The organism is Streptomyces sp. iso_384 (assembly GCF_056172905.1).
The window spans coordinates 1,248,192-1,269,467 of the sequence record NZ_JBWBTT010000001.1; the positions used below are offsets into that span (position 1 = coordinate 1,248,192).

Sequence of the window (21,276 nt, forward strand, 5' to 3'; positions counted from 1 at the left end):
CGGGGGCGGCGGAGGCTACTTCGCCTCGGCCTTCTGCAGCTCGGCGAGCTCCTCGTCCGACTCCCGGCCCGGGGTCGGGAGGTTGAACTTGATGATCGCGAAGCGGAAGACCACGTAGTAGACCACCGCGAAGCAGAGGCCGACCAGGACCAGCAGCCACGGCTTCGACGCGATGCCGAGGTTCAGCAGGAAGTCGACCAGACCGGCCGAGAAGCCGAAGCCGTCCTTCATGCCGAGCGCCCAGGTCAGGGCCATCGACACACCGGTCAGCACCGCGTGGATCGCGTACAGCACCGGGGCGATGAACATGAACGTGAACTCGATCGGCTCGGTCACACCGGTGACGAACGAGGTCAGCGCGAGGGAGAACATCATGCCGCCGACGACCTTGCGGCGCTCCGGACGGGCACAGTGGACGATCGCGAGGCAGGCCGCCGGGAGGGCGAACATCATGATCGGGAAGAAGCCGGTCATGAACTGGCCGGCGTCGGGGTCACCGGCCAGGAAGCGCGCGATGTCACCGTGAGCGCCGTTGTACTCGCCCGCCTGGAACCACGGGAAGGAGTTCAGCAGGTGGTGCATGCCGACCGGGATCAGCGCACGGTTGGCGACACCGAAGATGCCCGCGCCGACGGCGCCGGAGCCGACGAGCCACTCACCGAAGTTGTGCAGACCGGCGCCGAGGACCGGCCAGATCAGACCGAAGACGATACCGATGACGAGACCCGCGAAGGCGGAGAGGATCGGGACCAGACGGCGGCCGCTGAAGAAGCCCGCCCAGTCGGGCAGCTTCGTCCGGTAGAACTTCTGGTAGATGAGGGCGACGACTATGCCCATCACGACACCGCCGAGGACACCGGCGTTGACGGGCGCGTCGTTCATCACGATCTTGCCGTCGACGACGCTCGCGACCTGGGGCAGGTTGCTGTCCGTGAAGGTGGCGAGCACCTTCTGGAAGACCAGGTAGCCGGTGACGGCGGCCAGCGCGGTGGAGCCGTCCGACTTCTTCGCGAAGCCGATGGCGATACCGACGGCGAACAGCAGCGCCATGTTGTCGAGGATCGCGCCACCGCCCGCGGCCATGTAGCCGGCGAGCTTCGTGATGAAGGTCGGGAACGAGTCGCGGCCCAGCATGTCGCCGTTGCCGAGGCGGACCAGGAGCGCGGCGGCCGGCAGCACGGCGACCGGCAGCATGAGGCTGCGGCCGATGCGCTGCATGACGGCCATCGCGCCGGCGCCCTTCTTCTTCTCTGCCGCGGGTGCGGTCTCAGCCGTGGTCATCAACTTCCTCCATGGGACACGGTGCCGCCCAGGTCGTTGATGCGGGGAGGCGGCGACTCGACAGACCCTGCGGCAGAGCGCCGTGGTCTGGACCACTCAGTGGTGTAGACCAGTTTTAGCACGGTGAGGGTTAGATAAGGAACCTTCAATTCCCTATCTCATTCGCAGTAGCAGACGCGATACGTTCGGTGACATGCCGAAGGCCCCCGGACCGGGTGGTCCGAGGGCCTTGCGGGGTCCGGGGCAAAGCCCCGGTGTGCTGCTACTTCGTCAGATCCTTCTCGATCTCCTTCTCGACCTCCTCCGGTTCGCGCCCCGGTGTCTTGAGGTCGAACGCGGTGATCGCGAAGCGGAAGACCACGTAGTAGATCACCGCGAAGCACGCGCCGATCGGGATGATCAGCCAGGGTTTCGTATCGAGATGCCAGTTGACGACGTAGTCGATCAACCCGGCCGAGAAGCTGAACCCCGCATGCACCCCCAGCAGCCAGGTGATGCCCATCGAGGCCCCGGTGAGCACCGCGTGCACGCCGTACAGCAGCGGTGCGACGAACATGAACGAGAACTCGATCGGCTCGGTCACCCCCGTGACGAACGAGGTCAGCGCCACCGACACCATCAGGCCCGCCACTTCCTTGCGGCGCTCGGGCCGCGCGGTGTGGGTGATGGCCAGGGCCGCGGCCGGCAGGCCGAACATCATGATCGGGAAGAAGCCCGAGGTGAACTGTCCTGCCGACGGGTCCTCGGCGAAGAACCGGGAGATGTCGCCCTGTACGGTCTGGCCGTCCGCCCCGACGAACTCGCCCGCCTGGAACCAGAAGAACGTGTTCAGGAACTGGTGCATGCCGACCGGGATCAGCAGCCGGTTCGCGAAGCCGAAGATCGCCGCACCCCACGAACCGAGGTTGATCAGCCGCTCCGAGAACCAGGTCAGCCCGTCACCCACCGGCTGCCACAGCAGCCCGAACAGCACGCCGAGGATCACGCAGAGGAAGGCCATCAGGATCGGCACCAGACGCCGTCCGTTGAAGAAGCCCAGCCAGTCCACCAGCTTGGTCCGGTGGTAGCGCTGCCAGACCACCGCGGTCAGCAGGCCGATGAGGATGCCGCCGAGGACGCCGGGGTTCTGCGGCTCACCGTTGGGCAGCTCGTCCGTGACCGTGCCGTCCATGGGGAAGGCGGTCAGCACCCCGCGGTAGACGAGGAAGCCCACCACGGCCGCCAGTGCGGTGGAGCCGTCCGCCTTCTTCGCGAAGCCGATGGCGACCCCGATGCAGAACAGCAGCGGCAGGCCGAGCTGGCCGTCGAGGATCGCGGTGCCGCCGTTGAGCAGCACCTTGGAGGTCTTGTCCCAGAAGGCGCCGTGCAGATAGGACCCGAACAGATTGCCGAGGCTGACGAGCAGGCCGGCCGCAGGGAGGACGGCCACCGGGAGCTGGAGGCTCCGCCCGACCTTCTGCAGGCCCTGGACCGGTCCGTTCCACCATTTCTGCTGCGGTACCGCAGCGGCGCTCGAACTCATGGGCGTCCTCCCGGAACACTTCACGTTTGGCGGGCGTTGCAAACTGGTGTAGACCAGTTGCGTCACGGTCCGGGGTCCGTCCCGAAGGCAGGGCGCCGGTGATCGTCATCTTTCGGGATCGTCCGGTTACCCGCCCGCGAAGTTGGGCCAACCGTGCGTTACCGTGACGAAACGGACCCGCAGCGGGCGGCCGTCTGCGCGTGAAACAGGGAGAAGGACATGGCCACCAAGGCTGAGAAGATCGTCGCCGGGCTCGGCGGTATCGACAACATCGACGAGATCGAAGGCTGCATCACCCGCCTCCGCACCGAGGTCCACGACCCCAGCAAGGTCGACGAAGCCGCCCTCAAGGCCGCCGGCGCGCACGGCGTCGTCAAGATGGGCACCGCGATCCAGGTCGTCATCGGCACCGACGCCGACCCCATCGCCGCCGACATCGAAGACATGATGTGACCGGCTGACCCCACGCCGGCCCCACACCCGCGCAGGCCCCGCACCCGACCCGGTGCGGGGCCTGCGCCGTACGCGGACGGTTCCCCCGGACGGCCGCCCACCGCACCCGAACGGAGCCACCCCCGCCAGCGGATAAAGTCGGACCCATGTCTCGCATCGACGGCCGCACGCCCGAACAGCTCCGCCCCGTCACCATCGAACGCGGCTGGAGCAAGCACGCCGAGGGCTCAGTCCTCATCTCCTTCGGCGACACCAAAGTCTTCTGCACCGCCTCCGTCACCGAAGGCGTCCCGCGCTGGCGCAAGGGCAGCGGCGAAGGCTGGGTCACCGCCGAGTACTCCATGCTGCCCCGCTCCACCAACACCCGCGGCGACCGCGAAGCCGTACGCGGCAAGATCGGCGGACGCACCCACGAGATCAGCCGCCTGATCGGCCGTTCGCTGCGCGCCGTCATCGACTACAAGGCCCTCGGCGAGAACACCATCGTCCTGGACTGCGACGTCCTCCAGGCCGACGGCGGCACCCGTACCGCCGCCATCACCGGCGCCTACGTCGCCCTCGCCGACGCCGTCGCCTGGGCCCAGGGCAAGAAGATCGTCAAGGCCGGCCGCAAGCCGCTCACCGATACCGTCGCCGCCATCAGCGTCGGCATCGTCGACGGCACCCCGCTCCTCGACCTCTGTTACGAGGAGGACGTCCGCGCCGAGACCGACATGAACGTCGTCTGCACCGGCGACGGCCGCTTCGTCGAGGTCCAGGGCACCGCCGAGGGCGCCCCCTTCGACCGCAAGGAACTGGGCTCCCTCCTGGACCTCGCCACCGCGGGCTGCGTCGACCTCGCCGCACTCCAGCGTGACGCACTCGCAACCACGCGGAACGCGTAGCGACTCGCCCTCCCCGGGTAAAGAAGCAACCAAATACGCACCACAGAGCGTCGTCACGGATACGGGCGCACGGGTCGAACCGTGCGCCCGTCCACGCAACGATCCCCGGGGAGGGACCGCACCATGGCTTCGCGCCGCCACCAACGCCTCGCACTCGCCACCGCCGCCACCCTGCTGACGCTGACCACGGCCGTGGGCTGCGCCGGCCTCGACAAGGCGCTCGACTGCGTCCGAACCGCCGACGCCATCGCCACCAGCGTCGGGAACCTCCAGCAGGCCGTGTCCAGCGCCTCCGAGGACATCACCCAGGCCTCCGAGTCCCTGGACGAGATCGACCGCGAGCTGAAGAAGCTCGACGACACCACGGACAACGCCGATCTCTCCAAGGCCGTCGACGACCTCCAGGCGGGCGTCACCGACGTCCGCAAGTCCATCGAGGCCGGCGACGCCACCCCCGACATCGCCCCGGTGACGGACGCGGCGACGGAGATCGGCAAGGTCTGCACGCCGTAGGGGGAGCAGCCCCGGGCCGACGGCGACCGGCGACAATGGGCCCATGAAGCGCCTGATCCTCGCCACCCGCAACGCCGGGAAAATCACCGAACTCCACGCCATCCTCGCCGACGCGGGCCTCGACCTCGACCTCGTCGGCGCGGACGCGTACCCCGACATCCCCGACGTCAAGGAGACCGGCGTCACCTTCGCCGAGAACGCGCTCCTCAAGGCCCACGCCCTGGCCCGCGCCACCGGCCTCCCGGCCGTCGCCGACGACTCCGGCCTCTGCGTGGACGTCCTCGGCGGCGCCCCCGGCATCTTCTCGGCCCGCTGGTCCGGCACCCACGGCGACGACAAGGCCAACCTGGACCTGCTCCTGGCCCAGCTGGGCGACATCGCCGACGAACACCGCGGCGCCTCCTTCGCCTGCGCCGCCGCCCTGGCCCTCCCCGACGGCACGGAACGCGTGGTCGAGGGCCGCCTGAACGGCACCTTGCGCCACACCCCGTCGGGCGCCAACGGCTTCGGCTACGACCCGATCCTCCAGCCGGAGGGCGAGACCCGGACCTGCGCGGAGCTGACCCCGGCGGAGAAGAACGCGATCAGCCACCGGGGGGAGGCGTTCCGGGCGCTGGTGCCGGTGGTGCGGGAGTTGGTGGGCTGACAGCAGTGAGGGCGGCTGCGACCTTCGAAACGAAGGTCGCAGCCGCCCCACACCTGTGGGCCCGGTGGGACTCGAACCCACGACACACCGGACCTAAACCGGCGCCCTCTAGGCCAGCTGGGGTACGGACCCGCGTGCCCCACTCTACTGTGCGAGCTTGCGCGGCTTCGAGAAGGTTTGCGTCTGGCTGTGACACGAGGGGCACAGGTATCGAAGGTTCTCGCGGCGGTTGTCGAGCCGGTCGCCGTTGATGTGGTCGATTTCCAGGACGAGCCGCCTGCCATGCCAGGTGTCACCTGTGCCGCACTTCGCGCAGAGGTGAGGAACTCCGATGTCGTGCAGGGCCCTCCGTAGCTGTGCCGTCTTGGTCCGGGAGGCTCCGGAGGCCAGACGCTGGAGTATCTCCGCCGCGGTCTTGCGGTTCGGGGAGCGCGTTCCGCGACCATGCCCCTGTCCGGTGAAGTGGGCCACGGACAGGCCGAAGGCTTCGATGTCCCGCTTCACACGAGCGCGCGCAGTGCTGTTGTTGGAGCCTAGCTCCAGAGCCCTCAGAACACCGGCCAGGCTGTGGGACCCGGCAACCGCTCGTGCCAGCGCCGTGCGCGGCGTCGAGGGCGTTCCGTACCGGCGTCCGCTGGTGAAGTGGGAGGTGTCGATGCCGAGCCGGTCCATTTTCTTGCGCAGGTAGCCGTAGGGACTGTCAGTCGGCGGCAAACCCATGTACGTGAGCATCTCCCGGATGCTGTGGGAGCGGGCGGCGGCTTCGACCAGGAGCTCGCGTGGGTAGGAGCAGCGCTCCCGCTCCGGAAGTTCCTCCTCCACGAAGTGGGACGTATCGATGCCGTAGTGCGCGAGCCGGTCCCGTACGTAGCGGAGCGTCCGGCTGCCCAGGGGAGCGCCGAGGCGGCGCAGGAGATCGACGAGGCTGCTCGCGTCCGCTGCCGTCTGTACCAGCGTGTCGCGGGGGTATCTGACGCTCACGCCGCCCTCCTGCGCTTACGGCCGCGATAAGTATCGGTGGTCGCATGACAGTTGGGGCAGAGGAGGCGCAGGTTGTCGGGGCGGTTGTCCCACCAGTCGCCGTTGACGTGGTCCACTTCGAGCCGGAGGGGTTGCCCCAGCCATTCTCCGGTGTTGCCGCATTCGGCGCACTCATCCTCAACTCCCCTGCGGACAAGCTCCTTGCGGAGCCGTTCGCCGGGAACTCTGCCGTCGGCAGGCGTACGGAGCGTCAGGTGGTCTCCCAGGGAACCCTTGGCCCTGCGTCGGCCCGGCGGTACGGGTGCGAAGTGTGAGGTGTCGATGCGCAGCGCGGCGATGCGGCGGCCGATGTGGGCTTGATTGCCGCCCACCGGACTGATGCACAGCTTGCGCACGACTTCCGCGACGCTCGTGGAGCAGGCGACCAGCCTCCGCAGCGTCTCTTCCGTGTGGCGGACCCACGTGTCGGCGAAATGCGAGATGTCCAGGCCCGCCTCCACCATCTTCTTGCGCAGATAGCGCCGGCTGCCGGGTGTCGGTGTCCCACCGCACCACAGCACCGCGTCCGTGGCGTTGGTCGTCATGCGCGCCGCTTCTTCCAGGAGCTCGCGCGTGTAGCGAACCGTCCCCATGTCCCCCTCCGATCCCGGCCGCGAGTACGTTCGCAGCCCCGTACGGAGCAACGAACCGTTTATCGGACAGTCACGCCCGAAATCCGGCTAGCAGCTGGCAGGAAGGCGAACGGCCCGTACCGCTCGACGTGAGCGGTACGGGCCGTTCCTCCGGGAATGGGAGGCGACGTCAGAACTTCGGCTCAGGCGCCTGCGCCTGCACCAGTTCCGCCGCCTCCTCGTCCGTCTCGACCGACGGCGGGGAGCCGATCAGCGGCTGCTGGGCGGTCTCCTTCATGCAGGCGACCGCGATCACGCCGACCAGGGCGGCCGCCATCGCGTAGTACGCGGGCATCAGGTTGGAGCCGGTCCAGCTGATCAGGGCCGTGATCACCAGCGGGGTCGTGCCGCCGAAGATCGACGCGGAGAGGTTGTAGCCGACCGACAGGGACCCGTAGCGGACGTTCGTCGGGAACAGGGCCGGCAGCGCCGCCGACATGGTGCCGAGCATGCAGACCAGGGAGAGGCCCAGCAACAGCATGCCGACCGTGATCGGGAAGATGCCGTCCACCCGGATGAGGAGGAACGCGGGGAGGGAGAGGAAGAGGAAGCCCAGCATCCCCGTCATCAGCAGCGGCTTGCGGCCGAAGCGGTCGGAGAGCTTGCCGATCTGGGCGATGATCGTCATCAGGAAGACCATCACCGCCAGCAGGATCAGCAGACCGTGCGTCTCGCTGTAGCCGAGTTCGTCGGAGAGGTATGTCGGCATGTACGACAGCAGCATGTAGTCGGTGATGTTGTACGCGCCGACCAGGCAGATGCAGAGGATCAGCGTCGGCCAGTACTGCCGGAAGATCTTCGCCAGGTCGCCCTTGGCCGTGGACTCGACGCCGTCCGCCGCCTCGCTCGCGTGCGCCGTGCCGCCCTCCAGCTTCTGGAAGGCCGGCGTCTCGTCCAGGCGCAGTCGCAGGTAGAGGCCGACCAGGCCCAGCGGGCCCGCGACGAGGAACGGGATCCTCCACCCCCAGGCCTCCATCTGGGCGTCGTTCAGCAGGGCGTACAGGGCCGTGACGAGGCCCGCCGCGCCGACGTAGCCCGCCAGCGTGCCGAACTCCAGGAAGCTGCCGAAGAAGCCGCGCCGCTTGTCGGGGGCGTACTCCGCGATGAACGTGGACGCGCCGCCGTACTCACCGCCCGTCGAGAAGCCCTGGAGCATCCGGAAGAAGATCAGCAGGACCGCGGCCCAGACGCCGATCGTGTCGTGCGAAGGAATCAGGCCGATCGCGAACGTGCCGACCGCCATCAGGATCATCGTCAGCGCGAGGACCTTCTTGCGGCCGACCTTGTCGCCCATCGGGCCGAAGAACATGCCGCCGAGCGGCCGTACGAGGAAGGCCACCGCGAAGGTCGCGAACGAGGAGAGGAGCTGGGTGGTGTCGTTCCCGGACGGGAAGAACACATGTCCGATCGTGACGGCCAGGTAGGAGTAGATACCGAAGTCGAACCACTCCATGGCGTTGCCCAGCGAGGCCGCCTTCACGGCCCGCTTGACCGCGGCGTCGTCCGTGACCGTGATGTCCGTCCGGCGCAGCCGAGGATTACGCCGTTTCCGGATGGCCCGGAAGAGCGTGGGGTGGCGTTTGACCGCTGCGGGGTCGGCCGCCTGGTGGGGGTCGGGGGCCGCCATGGCCGGGTCCTTTCCTCGGAGTGTGTATCCAGGAAAGACTTCTGCGCAGTCATGGCGGTCGCAAACCGACTTCGTGGGCCGATGCGATCTCCCTCACATGATCTGAACACGTTCTCCGGCCGGTCGCCGCCCGGAATCGCCGGTACCGCCGCAATCGTGCGAGGGGTGGCCCGGGGCCGGAACCCCGGGCCGGGCGGGCGTCAGATGCCCAGATCCCTGATGATCTTCGCGACGTGACCGGTCGCCTTCACGTTGTAGAGCGCGTGCTCGACCTTGCCGTCCTCGTCGACGACGACGGTCGAACGGATCACGCCCGTCACCACTTTGCCGTAGAGCTTCTTCTCGCCGAAGGCGCCGTACGCCTCCAAAGTTTCCTTGGCCGGGTCGCCCACCAGGGTGACCTTGAGGTTTTCCGTGTCGCGGAACTTCGCGAGCTTCTCCGGCTTGTCGGGCGAGACGCCGATGACGTCGTACCCGGCGCCTCCCAGGAGGTCGAGGTTGTCCGTGAAGTCGCAGGCCTGCTTGGTGCATCCGGGGGTAAGAGCGGCCGGGTAGAAGTACACGATGACCTTGCGGCCCTTGTGGTCCGCGAGCGACACCTCGTTGCCGTCGGCGTCGGGAAGGGTGAAGGCGGGAGCGGTGTCGCCGGGCTTCAGTCGCTCGCTCATGTGGTTCTCCTCGGGTGGTGCACGGGTCGGACGGGACCGAGGGTAATAGGGGTGCCGCCGGGTGCGCGGAGGTTCGAGCTGACAGACTGTCGACGAAGGCCCAGACGAAGGTTTACCGGACGACGACCACGGAGGCGGCGCAGTGTCGGATGCCAGGACCCCTGCGCAGATCGAGGCGGACATCATCAGCAGGCGCGAGCAGCTCGCTGTGGTGCTCGACGAGATCGGGGTGCGCGTACACCCGAAGACGATCATCACAGACGCCAAGGCGAAGGCGGCCCAGTCCGTGGACCGGACGGCCGGCCGTGCCTTCGTCGCGGTGAACCGCTCGGTGTCGGGGGTGAAGGCGCAGTTCGTCGCGGAGGACGGTTCTCCGCGGCTGGAGCGCGTGATTCCCGCGGCGCTGCTGGTGGTCGGCGTGGTGGGGCTGCTCACCGTGTCCAAGCGCCGCCGTCGCGCGTGACCGGAACGTCGCGTGTGAGCGGAACCCGGAGGCGTACGGCGCCGGGCACGCCAGGTAGGTTGCGGGCGTGAGCGAGAACACCCACGACGACAAGCTGCCCATCCGGATGCTGCACGACCGGGTGCTGGTGCGGAACGACACGTCCGAGGGCGAGCGGCGTTCCGGCGGCGGCATCCTGATCCCGGCGACGGCCGCGGTGGGCCGGCGCCTCGCCTGGGCCGTCGTCGTGGCGGTCGGGCAGAGTGTACGGACGGTGGAGCCCGGCGACCGGGTGCTGTACGACCCCGAGGACCGTGCCGAGGTCGAGGTGCGGGGCGTGGCGTACGTCCTGATGCGGGAGCGCGATCTGCACGCGGTGGCCGCCGACCGGTTCGAGGGTTCGGTGGATTCGACCGGGCTGTATCTGTAGGACGTCTGCAGGACCGCGCAGCAGGGCTGTTCAGGGCCTGGTGACCGGTGTCACCAGGCCTTTCCCCGGTTTTTGCTACGGTGGGACCACCCCGACGAGACGCGCCGTACCGGGTTGGCAAAGACGACGCACCCGTTCTGTTCGCGTGGTTTCGTCGGAGGTGCCTGTCATGGCGTGGGTTCTGTTGATCATCGCCGGTCTGCTCGAAGTGGGCTGGTCGATCGGGATGAAGTACACCGAGGGGTTCACGCGGCTGTGGCCGAGCGTGTTCACCGGCCTCGGGATCGTGGCGAGCATGGTGCTGCTGTCGCATGCGGCGAAGACGCTGCCGATCGGTACGGCGTACGGCGTGTGGGTCGGTATCGGCGCGGCCGGTGCGGCGATCCTGGGCATGGTCGTGCTGAACGAGCCGGTGACCGCCGCCCGGATCTTCTTCGTCTGTCTGCTGCTGGTGGCGGTGGTCGGCCTGAAGGCGACGTCCGGGCACTGAGGCGCGCCGAGGGCGGGGCCGGTCACGTCGGGCGGTCGAGCCGGGCGGTCACACCGGTCGGCCGTGCGGGAAGTCCGGGCCGCGGGCGCCTTCGATGAAGCCGTCCGTGCCGCCGGTGCTGCCTGTGCCGCCCGCCCCGCCGCTCTCGGTGTCCCCTGTCTCTCCCGAGCCGCCGGAGGCGTTTCCCCCGGTGGTCCCGCCCGTACCGCCTGTCCCGTCCGTCCCGCCGGTGTCCGTGCCGGGTGTGGGTGCGGAGCCGACGGCCGGGCTGCTCGGTGCGGTGCCGGAAGGGGCGGTGGCGGAGGGTGCGGTGGAGTCCGACGCGGCGGACGGCTCCGTGCTTCCGTCGGGGTCCTCGTCGAGCAGGGGCTCGTCCTCCTCGTCGGCCCCCGGCATCGTCTCCAGGTCGAACTCCTGGGCCGGGGAGGAGCGCAGCGCCGCCTCCGTATAGGCGGCCCAGGTCTCGGCCGGTGCGCCGCCGCCGTTGATACGGGGCATGCCGAGGGCTCCGTACAGCGAGGTCTGGGCGCCGGTGTCCGGGTTCTGGCCCATCACGGCGACGACGGTCGCGAGGTCCGGGGTGTATCCGGCGAACCAGGCGGCCCGGTCCTCCTCCGCCGTGCCGGTCTTGCCCACGGCGGGGCGGCCGACCGCCTGGGCCGCCGTACCGGTGCCGCCCTCCACGACGCTGCGCAGGACGGCGGTGGTGGTGTCGGCGGCCTCGCGGCTGACGGCCTGGTCGGTCGTGCGCTCGGGCAGTTCGACCTCGGCGCCGTCCTTGGTGATCTTGTCGACGAGGACGTACGGGCCGTGCCGGCCGTGGTCGGCGAGGGTGGCGTACGCCTCGGCCATGTCCAGGACGCTGGCGTTGGCGGGGCCGAGCGCGATGGAGGGGGAGGCGGTGAGGTCGGGGGTGTCCGCGGGGATGCCGAGGGCGACCGCGGTCTCCCGGACCTTGCCGGGGCCGACGTCCTGGGCCATCTGCGCGTACACGGAGTTGACGGACCGGTCGGTGGCGGTGCGCACGGTGATGTCGCCGTAGTCGACGTCGTCCTCGTTGGCGGGGGCGTAGTCGGTGGCGCCCTGCGGGCCGACGACCGTGCGTTTGTTGGTGCCGTCGTAGACGGTGTTGGGCGTGATGGGGCGGCCGTCCTGGGTGGTGGATTCGTTGACGACGGCCGAGGTGAGGACGAACGGCTTGAAGACGGAGCCGACCTGGTAGTCGCGGCGGGTCGCGTTGCTGACGTACTGCTTCGTGTAGTCGATGCCGCCGTACAGGGCGACGACCGCGCCGCTGCCGGGGACGATCGAGACCCCGCCGACGCGGAGGTTGCGGTCGGCCTCGCGGCCGGTGCTGGTCCGGGACATCACGTTGGTGTCGACGGCCTTGACGAGGGCGTCCTGCTTGGCCTTGTCGAGGGTGGTGGTGATGCGGTAGCCGCCGGTGGCGAGGGTCTTCTCGTCGAGGATGCCGCGCCGGTTCAGATAGTCCTCGACGGCCTGCACGATGTAGCCGCGCTGGCCGGAGAGCCCGGTGGACGGTCTGGCCTCGCCGGGGGTGGGGAACCGCGTCGTCGCCCGTTCGGCGGCAGGGAGCCAGTCCTCCTTGACCATGCCGTCCAGGACGTAGTTCCAGCGGCGCTGCGCCGCGGGTTTGTTGTCGGGGCGGGCGACGACGTCGTAGGCGCTGGGGGCGTTGAGGAGGGCGGCGAGGTACGCGCCTTCGGCGGTGCTGAGCTCCTCGACGTTCTTGCCGTAGTAGGCCTGGGCGGCGGCCTGGATGCCGTACGCGTTGCGCCCGAAGTAGCTGGTGTTGAGGTAGCCCTCGAAGATCTGGTCCTTGGTCACCTCGCGGTTGAGCTTGACCGCGATGATGGCTTCCTTGGCCTTGCGCAGGACGGTCCGTTCCTGGCCGAGGTAGTAGTTCTTCACGTACTGCTGGGTGATCGTCGAGCCGCCCTGTCTGCCCTTGCCGGTCACGGTGTTCCAGCCTGCCCGGACCATCGCCTTCACGTCCACGGCGCGGTCGTCTGAGTAGAAGTCCCGGTCCTCGGCGGCCAGTACCGCGTGCTGGACGGTCATGGGGACCTGGGAGAGCTTGACCTTCTCCCGGTTCACGTCGCCGTCGCGGGCGATGACGCTGCCGTCGTTGTAGAGGTAGACGTTGGACTGGGCGGTGGCCGAGGCGTTGGCGGCCGGGATGTCGACGAGCCGGTATCCGGCGAAGATGCCGCCGATGAGGAGCAGGCCCAGGCCCAGCACGGTGCCGAGGACCATCCGCCAGGTGGGGACGGCACGCCGCCAGCCGGTGCGCCGGGGCCGCCGCTTCTTTCCGCTCCTCGCGTCCGTCCCGGGCGGCTCGCCCCGGTCGCTGCCGGGGGTGGCCGCCGCGTCCGAGGGCTCGCGGGGGGCCCAGTGCTGTGGCTCGTCGCTCATGTCCGTGGGGCTCCTCGGGCGTGGTCGGTTCTCCCATAGTGCCCGTTTCGCCGGAAAAGCCTCGGTTCTTGACGGTCCGTTCCCTCCTCCGGCGTCACCCCCCACGTGCGCGAGACGCGTGCGCGAAATACGTTCGCGGCCGCCGTCACCCGTGCATTAGGCTCGTGCGCTTTGGTGTCGGGAGCCGGTGGCGGCGGGGGAGAGGGGACGGCGTGCGGCTCTACGCGGTGGTGGCGGGGGGTGCGTTCCGGCGCTATGCCACGTACCGGACGGCTACGGCCGCGGGGGTGTTCACCAACACGGTCTTCGGTTTCATCATGGCCTACACCTACATCGCCCTCTGGGACGCGCGTCCGCAGCTCGGCGGGTACGACACGTCCCAGGCGCTGACGTACGTCTGGCTCGGGCAGGCCCTGCTGATGACCTGCGCCATGATGGGCGGCGGCTTCGAGGACGAGCTGATGGAGCGGATCCGTACGGGGGACATCGCCGTCGACCTGTACCGGCCGGCCGACCTCCAGCTGTGGTGGCTGGCGGGGGACCTGGGCCGGGCGGCCTTCCATCTGCTGGGCCGGGGGATCGCACCGATGTTCCTGGGGGCGCTCGCCTTCGACCTGGCGCTGCCCGGCTCGCTGTGGACCTGGCCGGCGTTCCTCCTCTCGGTGTTCCTGGGCGTGGTGGTGAGCTTCGCGGTGCGCTATCTGGTCGCGCTGTCGGCGTTCTGGCTGATGGACGGGGCGGGCGCGCTGCAGATCGTGTCGCTGGCCGGGCTGTTCTTCTCCGGGATGCTGCTGCCGCTGAACCTCTTCCCCGGGCTGCTCGGCGAGGTGGCGCGGGCGCTGCCGTGGTCCTCGCTGCTCCAGGTCCCGGCCGATGTGTTCCTCGGCAAGCACACGGGGTGGGGGCTGGTGGCGGCGTACGCGTTCCAGGGCGGCTGGGCGGTGGTGCTGCTGCTGGCGGGCCGGCTGCTGCAGACCGCGGCGACCAGGAGGGTGGTGGTGCAGGGTGGCTGACACGGTGGCGGTGCGGACCGGCGGGGAACAGGCCCCGGAACCGAACGGCTTCGCGTTCGAGGAGCGGCCGCGGCTGCTGGAGGGCGTGCGCGCGTACGGGCTGATCATGGCGATGTGGGTGCGCTCGACGATGGCGTACCGGGCCTCGTTCGCCATGACGACGTTCGGGAACCTCGCGGTGACGGCGTTCGACTTCGTGACGATCCTGCTGATGTTCTCGCACGTCGACGCGCTGGGCGGCTACACGCTGTCGGAGATCGCCCTGCTGTACGGGGTGTCGGCCACCGCGTTCGGGCTGAGCGATCTGCTGCTGGGCTCGATGGACCGGGTGGGCCGCCGGGTGCGCGACGGCACGCTCGACACCCTGCTGGTGCGGCCTGTGCCGGTGCTGGCGCAGGTCGCGGCGGACCGGTTCGCGCTGCGCCGGCTGGGGCGGATCACCCAGGGGCTGCTGGTGCTCGGCTACGCGCTGCTCTCGCTGGACATCGCGTGGACGCCGCTGAAGGTGCTGATGCTGCCGATGATGGTGGTGAGCGGGGCGGCGATCTTCGGGGCGATCTTCGTCATGGGGGCGGCGTTCCAGTTCGTGGCGCAGGACGCCTCGGAGGTGCAGAACTCCTTCACGTACGGCGGGACGACGCTGCTCCAGTACCCGCCCACGATCTTCGCCAAGGACCTGGTGCGCGGGGTGACGTTCGTGGTGCCGCTGGCCTTCGTCAGCTGGCTGCCCGCGCTGTACGTGCTCGGCCGGGAGTACCCGGTCGGCCTTCCGCGGTGGGTGGCGTTCCTGCCGCCGCTGGTGGCGGTGGCCTGCTGGGTGCTGGCGGGCCTCGCGTGGCGGGCGGGGCTGCGGGCGTACCGGAGCACGGGCAGTTGAGGAATCGGGAGCCGACCATGTCGGACGGGACTACGCGGGAGAGCACGGGCATGGCGGACGACGGCTTCATCACTCTCGACGGTGTCGAGAAGGTCTTCCAGGTCCGCCGGAAGGCCGGCCTGGTGCGCAGGGAACGGCACGAGGTCCGGGCCGTGGACGGGATCAGCTTCCAGGTCGCGCGCGGCGAGATGGTCGGCTACATCGGCCCGAACGGGGCCGGCAAGTCGACCACGATCAAGATGCTGACGGGCATCCTCACCCCGAGCGGCGGCCGGCTGCGCGTCGCGGGCATCGACCCCTCACGCGAACGCACCCGGCTGGCCCACCGCATCGGCGTGGTCTTCGGCCAGCGGACGACCCTCTGGTGGGACCTGCCGCTGCGCGACTCGTACCGTCTGATGCACCGCATGTACCGCATTCCCGACCGGCGTTACCGCGAGAACCTGGACCGCTGCGTCGAACTCCTCGACCTGGGAGAGCTGTTGGACGTCCCCGTACGGCAGCTCTCGCTCGGGCAGCGGATGCGCGGCGACATCGCGGCGGCGCTGCTGCACGATCCGGAGGTGCTGTACCTGGACGAGCCGACGATCGGCCTGGATGTGATCTCCAAAGCCAAAGTGCGGCAGTTCCTCAAGGAGTTGAACGCCGAGCGCGGGACGACGGTGCTGCTGACGACCCACGACCTCACCGACATCGAGCAGTTGTGCAACCGGGTGATGGTGATCGACCACGGCCGGCTGATGTACGACGGTTCGCTGGCGGGTCTTCACGAGGTGGGGGAGAGCGAACGCATGCTCGTGGTGGACCTGGCGAGCGAACTCCCCCCGATCGTGCTGGCGCCGGAGGCGGCGGGCGGGGCCCCGGCGCTGCGGGCGGTCAAGGTGGAGGGCCCGCGCCAGTGGCTGGCGTTCCCCGCCGCCGTGTCGGCTGCCCCGCTGGTGGCGCGGATCGCCGCGGAGTACCCGCTGGTCGACCTGTCGGTGCGGGAGCCGGACATCGAGGCCGTGATCGCGAGGATGTACGAGTCCGCGCCCTGACGGGCACCCATCTTGAGGGCCGCGGGGACCTGGGGGACCTCGGGGGGCTTCCGGATTGCGGCGCGCGCAGGTCGTGGGCCTGCAGGTCTGTGCCGGGAACGGATCCGTTCAATAGGCTGCGCGGTATGACAAGTGAACGTCCGGAAATGCGCGCCTCCGACGCCGAGCGTGAGCGGATCGCGGAACTGCTGCGCGAGGCCGTGGCCGAGGGCCGACTGGATATGGACGAGTTCGACCAGCGCCTCGAAACGGCCTACAAGGCCCGTACGCACGGGGAGTTGGAGCCGCTGGTCCAGGACCTTCCGGCACCGGGATCGGTGGTCGCGCCGGTCGGCTCGTCCGCGCCCGCCCCGCTGCGGGGCTCCGCGGCCAACTGGCCCGCGCGGATCGGCGGCAACGCCACCTCGAAGGGGGCGTTCGCCTTCTGGGGCGGGTTCAACCGGAAGGGCCGCTGGACGGTGGCCCGGAAGTTCACCGCGTTCGCGATGTGGGGCGGCGGCGAGATCGATCTGCGCGAGGCCGACTTCGAGGACCGCGAGGTCGTCATCCGCTGCTTCACGATCATGGGCGGCCTCCATGTGACCGCGCCGCCGGAGCTGAACGTCGAGGTCCGGGGCATCGGCATCATGGGCGGCTTCGGCGAGGGCCCCAACGAGGACGGCGAGATCGCCCCCGACTCCCCGCGTGTGCGGATCACCGGCTTCGCCCTGATGGGCGGCGTCGGCGTGGAGCGCAAGCGGACGAAGGCGGAGCGCCGCCGGCTGAAGGCCGCGGAGGAAGCGGAACTGGAGGCACGCCGCCGGCGCGGGCTGGAGGGCCCGGACGGCGGCGCGGACGGTGGCGGCGGCGGACGCAAGGAGCTCTGAGCGCAGGAGGCTTCGAGCGCCGGAGCTGCTGAGCGCCGGAGACCCTGACGCCGGAGGCGGACGCGCCGCCTCCGCGCGGCCTCAGCGGCTCACAGCGCGTCGGACCGGGGCGCGCCGGCCCGGTCCAGGAGCTTCAGGTCCACGTGGTCGCCGAGCGCGCGGTAGCCGTCGTCGTTGAGGTGCAGGTGGTCGCCGGAGTCGTACGAGGTGAGGATCCGGCTCGGCGCGGCGGGGTCGCGTACCGCCGCGTCGAAGTCCACGTACGCGTCGAAGACCGTGCCCGCCCGGATCTGTTCGTTGACCGCCTGGCGCACGGCCTCGCGCTGCGGTGTCCAGGTGGCGAAGCCCTCGAACGGGGTCAGGGTCGCGCCGACGACCGAGAGCCCGCGGGCGTGCGCCCGGTCGGCGAGGGCGCGCAGGCTGTCCACGATGCGCCGGGGGTCGGCCTCCTGCGGGGACTGCTGTACGTCGTTGATGCCGAGCGCCACGACGAGCGTCCGGGCTCCGGCGACCGACAGCGCGTCGCGGTCGAGCCGGTCGGTGCCCGCCTGGCCCCCGGTGCCGCGGCCGACTCCCACGACCCGGTTGCCCGCGATGCCCGCGTTGGCGACCCCGTACCGGCCGCCCAGCCGGTCGGCGAGGACGTCGGGCCAGCGGGCGTTGGCGTCGGTGGTGGAGCCGCTGCCCGCGGTCAGGGAGTCCCCGAGGGCGACGACCGCGCCGCGCGCCCGCTCGCTGCGGACGTCCACGGCGGTCAGATAGCGCCAGTGGGTGGTGCTCCAGGTGCCGCGTTCGTCGATCAGATACGAGGTCTGGTGGGATTTGGGGTGGTAGGTGACCGGGCCGCCCGCCTGCGGGGTGCGGAAGCTGACCTGGAGGTCGGAGTCGGGGGCCACGGGCACCACGACCGGGTCGCTGATGACCCGTCCGCCCGCGGCGACGGTGACGGCGGCGGCGCCCTTGAAGGTCACCGGCCGGGTGTTGACGGTGGCCTGGTCGATGACCAGGGGGGCCGTACCGAAGAGGTTCGACAGCGTGATGCGGGCGACGTTCCCGCCGATGCTGGTGTGCACGACGTTACGGATGGTGCGCCCGGGGAGCCCGCCCTCGGTGCCCGGTTCGCCGCGGACGGGAGCGGCGGTCCAGGTGGCGACCCAGGTGCCGCCCGAGGCGGCGGGGTCGACCGGGTTACGGGCCGCCGCCTGGGTCTCGGCGGGCGGGAGCGGTGTCGACCGGGGACCGGAGAGCAGCGTCGTACCGAAGGCGACGGCGGCGGCGAGCACGGCGGTGCCCGCCACTAGGGCGATGAGCAGGGCATACCCCTGGCGCCTGGGCATGTGCGGTGTTTCTCCTTGTGATGATCGTGCTGGTCCCATGATGCGACAGGCCGTCGGGAACTCGACGTGCGGCCCGGGAGTAGGGGAGGTAGGGACAATGCGTACGTCACGGGGGCGAGACGTACGCGGACGGGTGGAGCGGATGGAACGGACCGGATCCGGCGAGCAGGAGCAGGGCGAGGGCGAGGGCGCGGTGCAGGAGTCGAAGCAGTCGCCGGGGCCAGGACAGGCGCCGGTCGCGGTGCGCGATTCCGGAGGCACCGGAGGCACCGGAGGCACCGGGAGCTCTGAGGGCTCCGGGGTGCCGCCGCGCGGAGCGGGCCCCTTGGCCTCGTTCGCGTACACCGCCGCCGACGAGGAGAAACAGCGCGGCGTACGGCGCATGAAGCTCACGGCCACCGGCCTCCTTCTGCTCGTCGCGATCGTCTACGTCCTGGCCACCTGGGCGAAGAACTCAGGCGTGGGGGGCTGGCCGGGCTACGTTGCGGCGGCTGCCGAGGCGGGGATGGTGGGCGCGCTGGCGGACTGGTTCGCCGTGACGGCGCTCTTCCGGCGCCCGCTCGGCCTGCCCATTCCGCACACGGCCATCATCCCCACCAAGAAGGATCAGCTAGGACAGTCCCTCGGTTCCTTCGTTGGCGAGAACTTTCTCTCCGGGGACGTCATTCGTGACCGAATTCACGCTCTGGGGGTCGGCCGGAGGCTCGGCGTGTGGCTCGCGGAGCCGGCCCACGCGGACCGGGTGACAGCCGAGCTGGCCACGGCGCTGCGCGGTGCGCTGACGGTCCTTCGGGATTCCGATGTGCAGGCGGTGGTCGGCGAGGCCATCACCCGGCGCGCGGACGCGGTCGAGGTCGGCCCGGGCCTCGGCAAGATGCTGGAGAAGGTCGTCACGGACGGCGGCCACCGCAAGGTCGTCGATCTCGTCTGCGTACGGGCGCACGACTGGCTGGTGGAGCACGGCGACTCGGTGATGAACGCGGTGCAGGGCGGGGCGCCCGGCTGGACGCCGAGGTTCGTGGACAAGCGGGTGGGGGAGCGGGTCTACAAGGAACTGCTGCGGTTCGTCACGGAGATGCGGGACATGCCGGAGCACCCGGCGCGCGGCTCCATCGACACGTTCCTGACCGACTTCGCGGCCGACCTCCAGAGCGACGCCGACACCCGGGCCCGCGTGGAGCGGCTGAAGTCGGAGATCCTGGGCCGCGGCGAGGTCCAGGACGTCATCGCCTCCGCATGGTCCTCCGTCCGCACGATGATCCTCTCGGCGGCGGAGGACGAGCGCAGCGAACTGCGGCTGCGCGCCCGCGCCTCGCTGATGTCGCTGGGCGCCAGGCTCGCGAGCGACGAACGGCTCCAGGGCAAGCTGGACGGCTGGCTGGAGGACGCGGCGGTGTACGTGGTGACGACGTACCGCGCGGAGATCACCTCGCTGATCAGCGAGACGGTCGCGGGCTGGGACGCGGACCAGACCTCGAAGAAGATCGAGGCGCACATCGGCCGCGACCTTCAGTTCATCCGGATCAACGGCACGGTGGTCGGCGCGCTGGCGGGCCTGGCGATCTACACGGTGTCGCACGCGCTGGGGGGCTGAGGCCTCGCGGGCCGGGGGTTCCGGGTGCGTACCCGTCCTGTCGTACGGGTACGCACCCGGCTTTACGCGGGGGAGTTGCCCGGTAGTACGGGCGCGGGGCGGCGGGCGTTCAGTCCGGCGCGTGATTCTTCCGGACTCCCGCCGGAGACGCGACGGGTTCAGCCGTGGGCGGCCCGGCGGGTGACGGCCCAGGACGCGGCCGCCACGCCGCCCGCGACGGCGAACACGGCGGGCCAGGCGCCGACCTTCTTGGCGAGCGGGTGCGATCCGGCGAAGGCGGCGACGTAGGCGACGCTCAGCCCGGCGGCGGCACGCGGCCCGGCCTGGCGGTTCCACTCGTACGCGGCGAGGGATCCGGCGGCGGCGAGCGCGACGCCGCCGAGCGGCCGCTTCCTGGTCCACCGGGCGACGCCGTACCCCCCGACGAGCCCGCTCGCCGCCACCGCCGCTGCCGGAACCTTCGCCATCGCCGCCACCATCGCTCTCTGTGAGTCATCGGCCGAGCCGTCGGTATATCTGTGGCCGGCTCCTCAGCCCGAGGCTAGCGTTCGGGGCGACGCGGCCGGTGGGCGGTACGGGGGAGGCGGGGGTCCGGATGGAAGCGGCCATGGGGACGACCACGGTGACGGTGACAGTCCCGGGCGAGGGCGAGGGCGAGGGCGAAGCGGCCGGGGCCGGTCCCGTACGCCTCTTCTGCACCGACCACGGCGGCGAGGGCCCGCCCCTGCTCCTGCTGCACGGGCTGGCCGGACACCGCGGCGAGTGGGACGCGCTGGCGGCCCGGTTCGCGGCCACGCACCGGGTGATCGCCTTCGACGCCCGGGGCAGCGGGGCGAGCACCCGCCGCCCCGGCGACGTGACGCGGGCGGCGCACGTCCGTGACGTACTGGCGGTGGCGCGCCGGTTCGGTCTGGCCGGCCCGGACACGGTGCTGGCCGGCCAGTCGATGGGCGGCCTCACCGCACTGCTGACGGCGGCGGCGCACCCGGAGGTGTGCCGTGCGCTGGTCCTGATCGAGGCGGGACCGGCGGGCCCGAGCCCGGGGCTGCCGGAGCAGATCGGGCGCTGGCTGGACTCCTGGCCGGTGCCGTTCCCGGACAGGGCGGCGGCCGAGGCGTTCTTCGACGGCGGGCCGGCGGGCCGGGCCTGGGCGGCGGGCCTCGCACCGGGCCCCGGCGGGCTGCACCCCCGCGTCGACCGGGACGTGATGGTGGCCACGGTCCAGGAGAACGCGCAGCGGCACTACTGGGACGACTGGGACCGGGTGCGCTGCCCGGTGCTGGTGCTGCGGGGCGAGAGGGGCGCGATGAAGCCGGACGAGGCGGACCGGATGCGGGCGCGGCACCCCGAGACGCGGATCGCCGTGGTCCCGGACGCCGGCCACGACGCCCACCTGGACAACACGGCCGCGGTGTACGGGGAGATGGCGGCCTTCCTGGCGTGAGCCCCGGCGGAGGGCCTGTGCAAGGTCTGGACCCTTCACACGAGAGGGGCCTCATGCTGTTCCG

The 21,276-nt window shown here is 70.5% G+C and carries 22 protein-coding genes, 1 tRNA gene and 1 riboswitch; of the genes, 13 read left to right on the forward strand and 10 right to left on the reverse strand.

Translation table 11 applies throughout. From position 1 onward, the window contains the following. Positions 1-15: 15 nt before the first annotated feature. Both AC0VY3_RS05580 and AC0VY3_RS05585 read right to left on the reverse strand, forming a co-directional pair. Complete coding sequence (locus tag AC0VY3_RS05580; protein ID WP_103511399.1) at positions 16-1,281, reverse strand: PTS transporter subunit EIIC; 1,266 nt, start codon at positions 1,279-1,281, stop codon at positions 16-18. 262 nt (positions 1,282-1,543) lie between these two features. Beyond that, complete coding sequence (locus AC0VY3_RS05585; protein ID WP_103511398.1) at positions 1,544-2,803, reverse strand: PTS transporter subunit EIIC; 1,260 nt, start codon at positions 2,801-2,803, stop codon at positions 1,544-1,546. Between the two features lie 219 nt (positions 2,804-3,022). On the opposite strand from AC0VY3_RS05585, the gene AC0VY3_RS05590 reads away from it, so the two are divergent. The 4 genes from AC0VY3_RS05590 to rdgB all read left to right on the forward strand — a co-directional run bounded on the left by AC0VY3_RS05590 (position 3,023) and on the right by rdgB (position 5,299). Beyond that, positions 3,023-3,256, forward strand: a complete 234-nt coding sequence (locus AC0VY3_RS05590) for a PTS sugar transporter subunit IIB (protein ID WP_010062050.1) — start codon at positions 3,023-3,025, stop codon at positions 3,254-3,256. Positions 3,257-3,402: 146 nt separating this feature from the next. Further along, the gene (gene rph, locus AC0VY3_RS05595; RefSeq protein ID WP_018512386.1) at positions 3,403-4,140 is read left to right on the forward strand and encodes a ribonuclease PH; all 738 of its coding nucleotides are present in this window, start codon (positions 3,403-3,405) and stop codon (positions 4,138-4,140) included. Between the two features lie 123 nt (positions 4,141-4,263). After that, positions 4,264-4,653 carry a hypothetical protein gene (locus AC0VY3_RS05600; RefSeq protein ID WP_103511397.1) on the forward strand — a complete coding sequence of 130 codons (390 nt, stop codon included), beginning with the start codon at positions 4,264-4,266 and terminating at the stop codon, positions 4,651-4,653. A 43-nt stretch (positions 4,654-4,696) separates the two neighbouring features. Continuing rightward, positions 4,697-5,299, forward strand: a complete 603-nt coding sequence (rdgB, locus tag AC0VY3_RS05605; protein WP_103511396.1) for an RdgB/HAM1 family non-canonical purine NTP pyrophosphatase — start codon at positions 4,697-4,699, stop codon at positions 5,297-5,299. A 56-nt stretch (positions 5,300-5,355) separates the two neighbouring features. Here rdgB and AC0VY3_RS05610 read toward each other — a convergent pair. From AC0VY3_RS05610 to bcp, 5 genes are all read right to left on the reverse strand, one after another. Further along, positions 5,356-5,431 (reverse strand) — tRNA-Leu (locus tag AC0VY3_RS05610). Positions 5,432-5,443: 12 nt separating this feature from the next. Beyond that, a complete protein-coding gene (locus AC0VY3_RS05615) occupies positions 5,444-6,280 on the reverse strand; it encodes an HNH endonuclease signature motif containing protein (protein WP_475549084.1) in 837 nt (278 codons plus the stop codon). Further along, positions 6,277-6,912, reverse strand: a complete 636-nt coding sequence (locus tag AC0VY3_RS05620) for an HNH endonuclease signature motif containing protein (RefSeq protein ID WP_475549085.1) — start codon at positions 6,910-6,912, stop codon at positions 6,277-6,279. Before AC0VY3_RS05620 ends, AC0VY3_RS05615 begins: the two co-directional genes overlap by 4 nt. A 169-nt stretch (positions 6,913-7,081) precedes the next feature. Next, positions 7,082-8,578 carry a glycine betaine/L-proline transporter ProP gene (gene proP, locus AC0VY3_RS05625; protein WP_103511393.1) on the reverse strand — a complete coding sequence of 499 codons (1,497 nt, stop codon included), beginning with the start codon at positions 8,576-8,578 and terminating at the stop codon, positions 7,082-7,084. 200 nt (positions 8,579-8,778) lie between these two features. Further along, positions 8,779-9,246: a thioredoxin-dependent thiol peroxidase gene (bcp, locus tag AC0VY3_RS05630; protein ID WP_103511392.1), complete on the reverse strand. Its 468-nt coding sequence runs from the start codon at positions 9,244-9,246 to the stop codon at positions 8,779-8,781. A gap of 142 nt (positions 9,247-9,388) precedes the next feature. Between bcp and AC0VY3_RS05635 the strand changes: the two genes are divergently transcribed. The 3 genes from AC0VY3_RS05635 (at position 9,389) to AC0VY3_RS05645 (ending at position 10,608) form a co-directional block, all read left to right on the forward strand. Continuing rightward, positions 9,389-9,709: a DUF3618 domain-containing protein gene (locus tag AC0VY3_RS05635; RefSeq protein ID WP_103511391.1), complete on the forward strand. Its 321-nt coding sequence runs from the start codon at positions 9,389-9,391 to the stop codon at positions 9,707-9,709. Between the two features lie 67 nt (positions 9,710-9,776). Continuing rightward, positions 9,777-10,118 (forward strand): GroES family chaperonin, encoded by a 342-nt coding sequence (locus tag AC0VY3_RS05640; RefSeq protein ID WP_103511390.1) that lies wholly within the window; start codon positions 9,777-9,779, stop codon positions 10,116-10,118. Positions 10,119-10,192: 74 nt separating this feature from the next. Next, positions 10,193-10,251, forward strand: a riboswitch (guanidine-III (ykkC-III) riboswitch). Positions 10,252-10,287: 36 nt separating this feature from the next. Beyond that, the gene (locus AC0VY3_RS05645; protein WP_018488630.1) at positions 10,288-10,608 is read left to right on the forward strand and encodes a DMT family transporter; all 321 of its coding nucleotides are present in this window, start codon (positions 10,288-10,290) and stop codon (positions 10,606-10,608) included. 48 nt (positions 10,609-10,656) lie between these two features. Here AC0VY3_RS05645 and AC0VY3_RS05650 read toward each other — a convergent pair whose 3' ends face one another. Then, positions 10,657-13,044: a transglycosylase domain-containing protein gene (locus tag AC0VY3_RS05650; RefSeq protein ID WP_475549086.1), complete on the reverse strand. Its 2,388-nt coding sequence runs from the start codon at positions 13,042-13,044 to the stop codon at positions 10,657-10,659. Between the two features lie 212 nt (positions 13,045-13,256). Here AC0VY3_RS05650 and AC0VY3_RS05655 point away from each other — a divergent pair, with 212 nt between their 5' ends. The 4 genes from AC0VY3_RS05655 to AC0VY3_RS05670 all read left to right on the forward strand — a co-directional run bounded on the left by AC0VY3_RS05655 (position 13,257) and on the right by AC0VY3_RS05670 (position 16,837). Next, the gene (locus AC0VY3_RS05655; RefSeq protein WP_475549087.1) at positions 13,257-14,057 is read left to right on the forward strand and encodes an ABC transporter permease; all 801 of its coding nucleotides are present in this window, start codon (positions 13,257-13,259) and stop codon (positions 14,055-14,057) included. After that, entirely contained in the window at positions 14,050-14,934 is an 885-nt protein-coding gene (locus tag AC0VY3_RS05660) for an ABC transporter permease (protein WP_475549088.1), read from the forward strand. The genes AC0VY3_RS05655 and AC0VY3_RS05660 overlap by 8 nt, the downstream gene beginning before the upstream one ends. A gap of 17 nt (positions 14,935-14,951) precedes the next feature. Next, positions 14,952-15,971 (forward strand): ABC transporter ATP-binding protein, encoded by a 1,020-nt coding sequence (locus tag AC0VY3_RS05665; RefSeq protein WP_242742008.1) that lies wholly within the window; start codon positions 14,952-14,954, stop codon positions 15,969-15,971. 146 nt (positions 15,972-16,117) lie between these two features. Next, positions 16,118-16,837 (forward strand): DUF1707 SHOCT-like domain-containing protein, encoded by a 720-nt coding sequence (locus AC0VY3_RS05670; RefSeq protein WP_475551643.1) that lies wholly within the window; start codon positions 16,118-16,120, stop codon positions 16,835-16,837. 89 nt (positions 16,838-16,926) lie between these two features. Here the strand turns inward: AC0VY3_RS05670 and AC0VY3_RS05675 are convergent, their stop codons facing one another. Then, entirely contained in the window at positions 16,927-18,174 is a 1,248-nt protein-coding gene (locus AC0VY3_RS05675; RefSeq protein ID WP_475549089.1) for an SGNH/GDSL hydrolase family protein, read from the reverse strand. A gap of 142 nt (positions 18,175-18,316) precedes the next feature. Here AC0VY3_RS05675 and AC0VY3_RS05680 point away from each other — a divergent pair, with 142 nt between their 5' ends. Further along, a complete protein-coding gene (locus AC0VY3_RS05680; protein WP_475549090.1) occupies positions 18,317-19,768 on the forward strand; it encodes a DUF445 domain-containing protein in 1,452 nt (483 codons plus the stop codon). A gap of 158 nt (positions 19,769-19,926) precedes the next feature. Here AC0VY3_RS05680 and AC0VY3_RS05685 read toward each other — a convergent pair whose 3' ends face one another. Further along, positions 19,927-20,235 (reverse strand): hypothetical protein, encoded by a 309-nt coding sequence (locus tag AC0VY3_RS05685; RefSeq protein ID WP_242742005.1) that lies wholly within the window; start codon positions 20,233-20,235, stop codon positions 19,927-19,929. Between the two features lie 140 nt (positions 20,236-20,375). On the opposite strand from AC0VY3_RS05685, the gene AC0VY3_RS05690 reads away from it, so the two are divergent. After that, positions 20,376-21,212 carry an alpha/beta fold hydrolase gene (locus AC0VY3_RS05690; protein WP_475549091.1) on the forward strand — a complete coding sequence of 279 codons (837 nt, stop codon included), beginning with the start codon at positions 20,376-20,378 and terminating at the stop codon, positions 21,210-21,212. The last annotated feature ends 64 nt before the right edge of the window (positions 21,213-21,276 follow it).

Coding starts and splice junctions, on each gene's coding strand:
- AC0VY3_RS05580 (WP_103511399.1), bottom strand. CDS start 1,281: ATGACCACGGCTGAGACCGCACCCGCGGCAGAGAAGAAGAAGGGCGCC.
- AC0VY3_RS05585 (WP_103511398.1), bottom strand. CDS start 2,803: ATGAGTTCGAGCGCCGCTGCGGTACCGCAGCAGAAATGGTGGAACGGA.
- AC0VY3_RS05590 (WP_010062050.1), top strand. CDS start 3,023: ATGGCCACCAAGGCTGAGAAGATCGTCGCCGGGCTCGGCGGTATCGAC.
- rph (WP_018512386.1), top strand. CDS start 3,403: ATGTCTCGCATCGACGGCCGCACGCCCGAACAGCTCCGCCCCGTCACC.
- AC0VY3_RS05600 (WP_103511397.1), top strand. CDS start 4,264: ATGGCTTCGCGCCGCCACCAACGCCTCGCACTCGCCACCGCCGCCACC.
- rdgB (WP_103511396.1), top strand. CDS start 4,697: ATGAAGCGCCTGATCCTCGCCACCCGCAACGCCGGGAAAATCACCGAA.
- AC0VY3_RS05620 (WP_475549085.1), bottom strand. CDS start 6,912: ATGGGGACGGTTCGCTACACGCGCGAGCTCCTGGAAGAAGCGGCGCGC.
- proP (WP_103511393.1), bottom strand. CDS start 8,578: ATGGCGGCCCCCGACCCCCACCAGGCGGCCGACCCCGCAGCGGTCAAA.
- bcp (WP_103511392.1), bottom strand. CDS start 9,246: ATGAGCGAGCGACTGAAGCCCGGCGACACCGCTCCCGCCTTCACCCTT.
- AC0VY3_RS05645 (WP_018488630.1), top strand. CDS start 10,288: ATGGCGTGGGTTCTGTTGATCATCGCCGGTCTGCTCGAAGTGGGCTGG.
- AC0VY3_RS05650 (WP_475549086.1), bottom strand. CDS start 13,044: ATGAGCGACGAGCCACAGCACTGGGCCCCCCGCGAGCCCTCGGACGCG.
- AC0VY3_RS05665 (WP_242742008.1), top strand. CDS start 14,952: ATGTCGGACGGGACTACGCGGGAGAGCACGGGCATGGCGGACGACGGC.
- AC0VY3_RS05670 (WP_475551643.1), top strand. CDS start 16,118: ATGCGCGCCTCCGACGCCGAGCGTGAGCGGATCGCGGAACTGCTGCGC.
- AC0VY3_RS05675 (WP_475549089.1), bottom strand. CDS start 18,174: ATGCCCAGGCGCCAGGGGTATGCCCTGCTCATCGCCCTAGTGGCGGGC.
- AC0VY3_RS05680 (WP_475549090.1), top strand. CDS start 18,317: ATGGAACGGACCGGATCCGGCGAGCAGGAGCAGGGCGAGGGCGAGGGC.
- AC0VY3_RS05685 (WP_242742005.1), bottom strand. CDS start 20,235: ATGGCGAAGGTTCCGGCAGCGGCGGTGGCGGCGAGCGGGCTCGTCGGG.
- AC0VY3_RS05690 (WP_475549091.1), top strand. CDS start 20,376: ATGGGGACGACCACGGTGACGGTGACAGTCCCGGGCGAGGGCGAGGGC.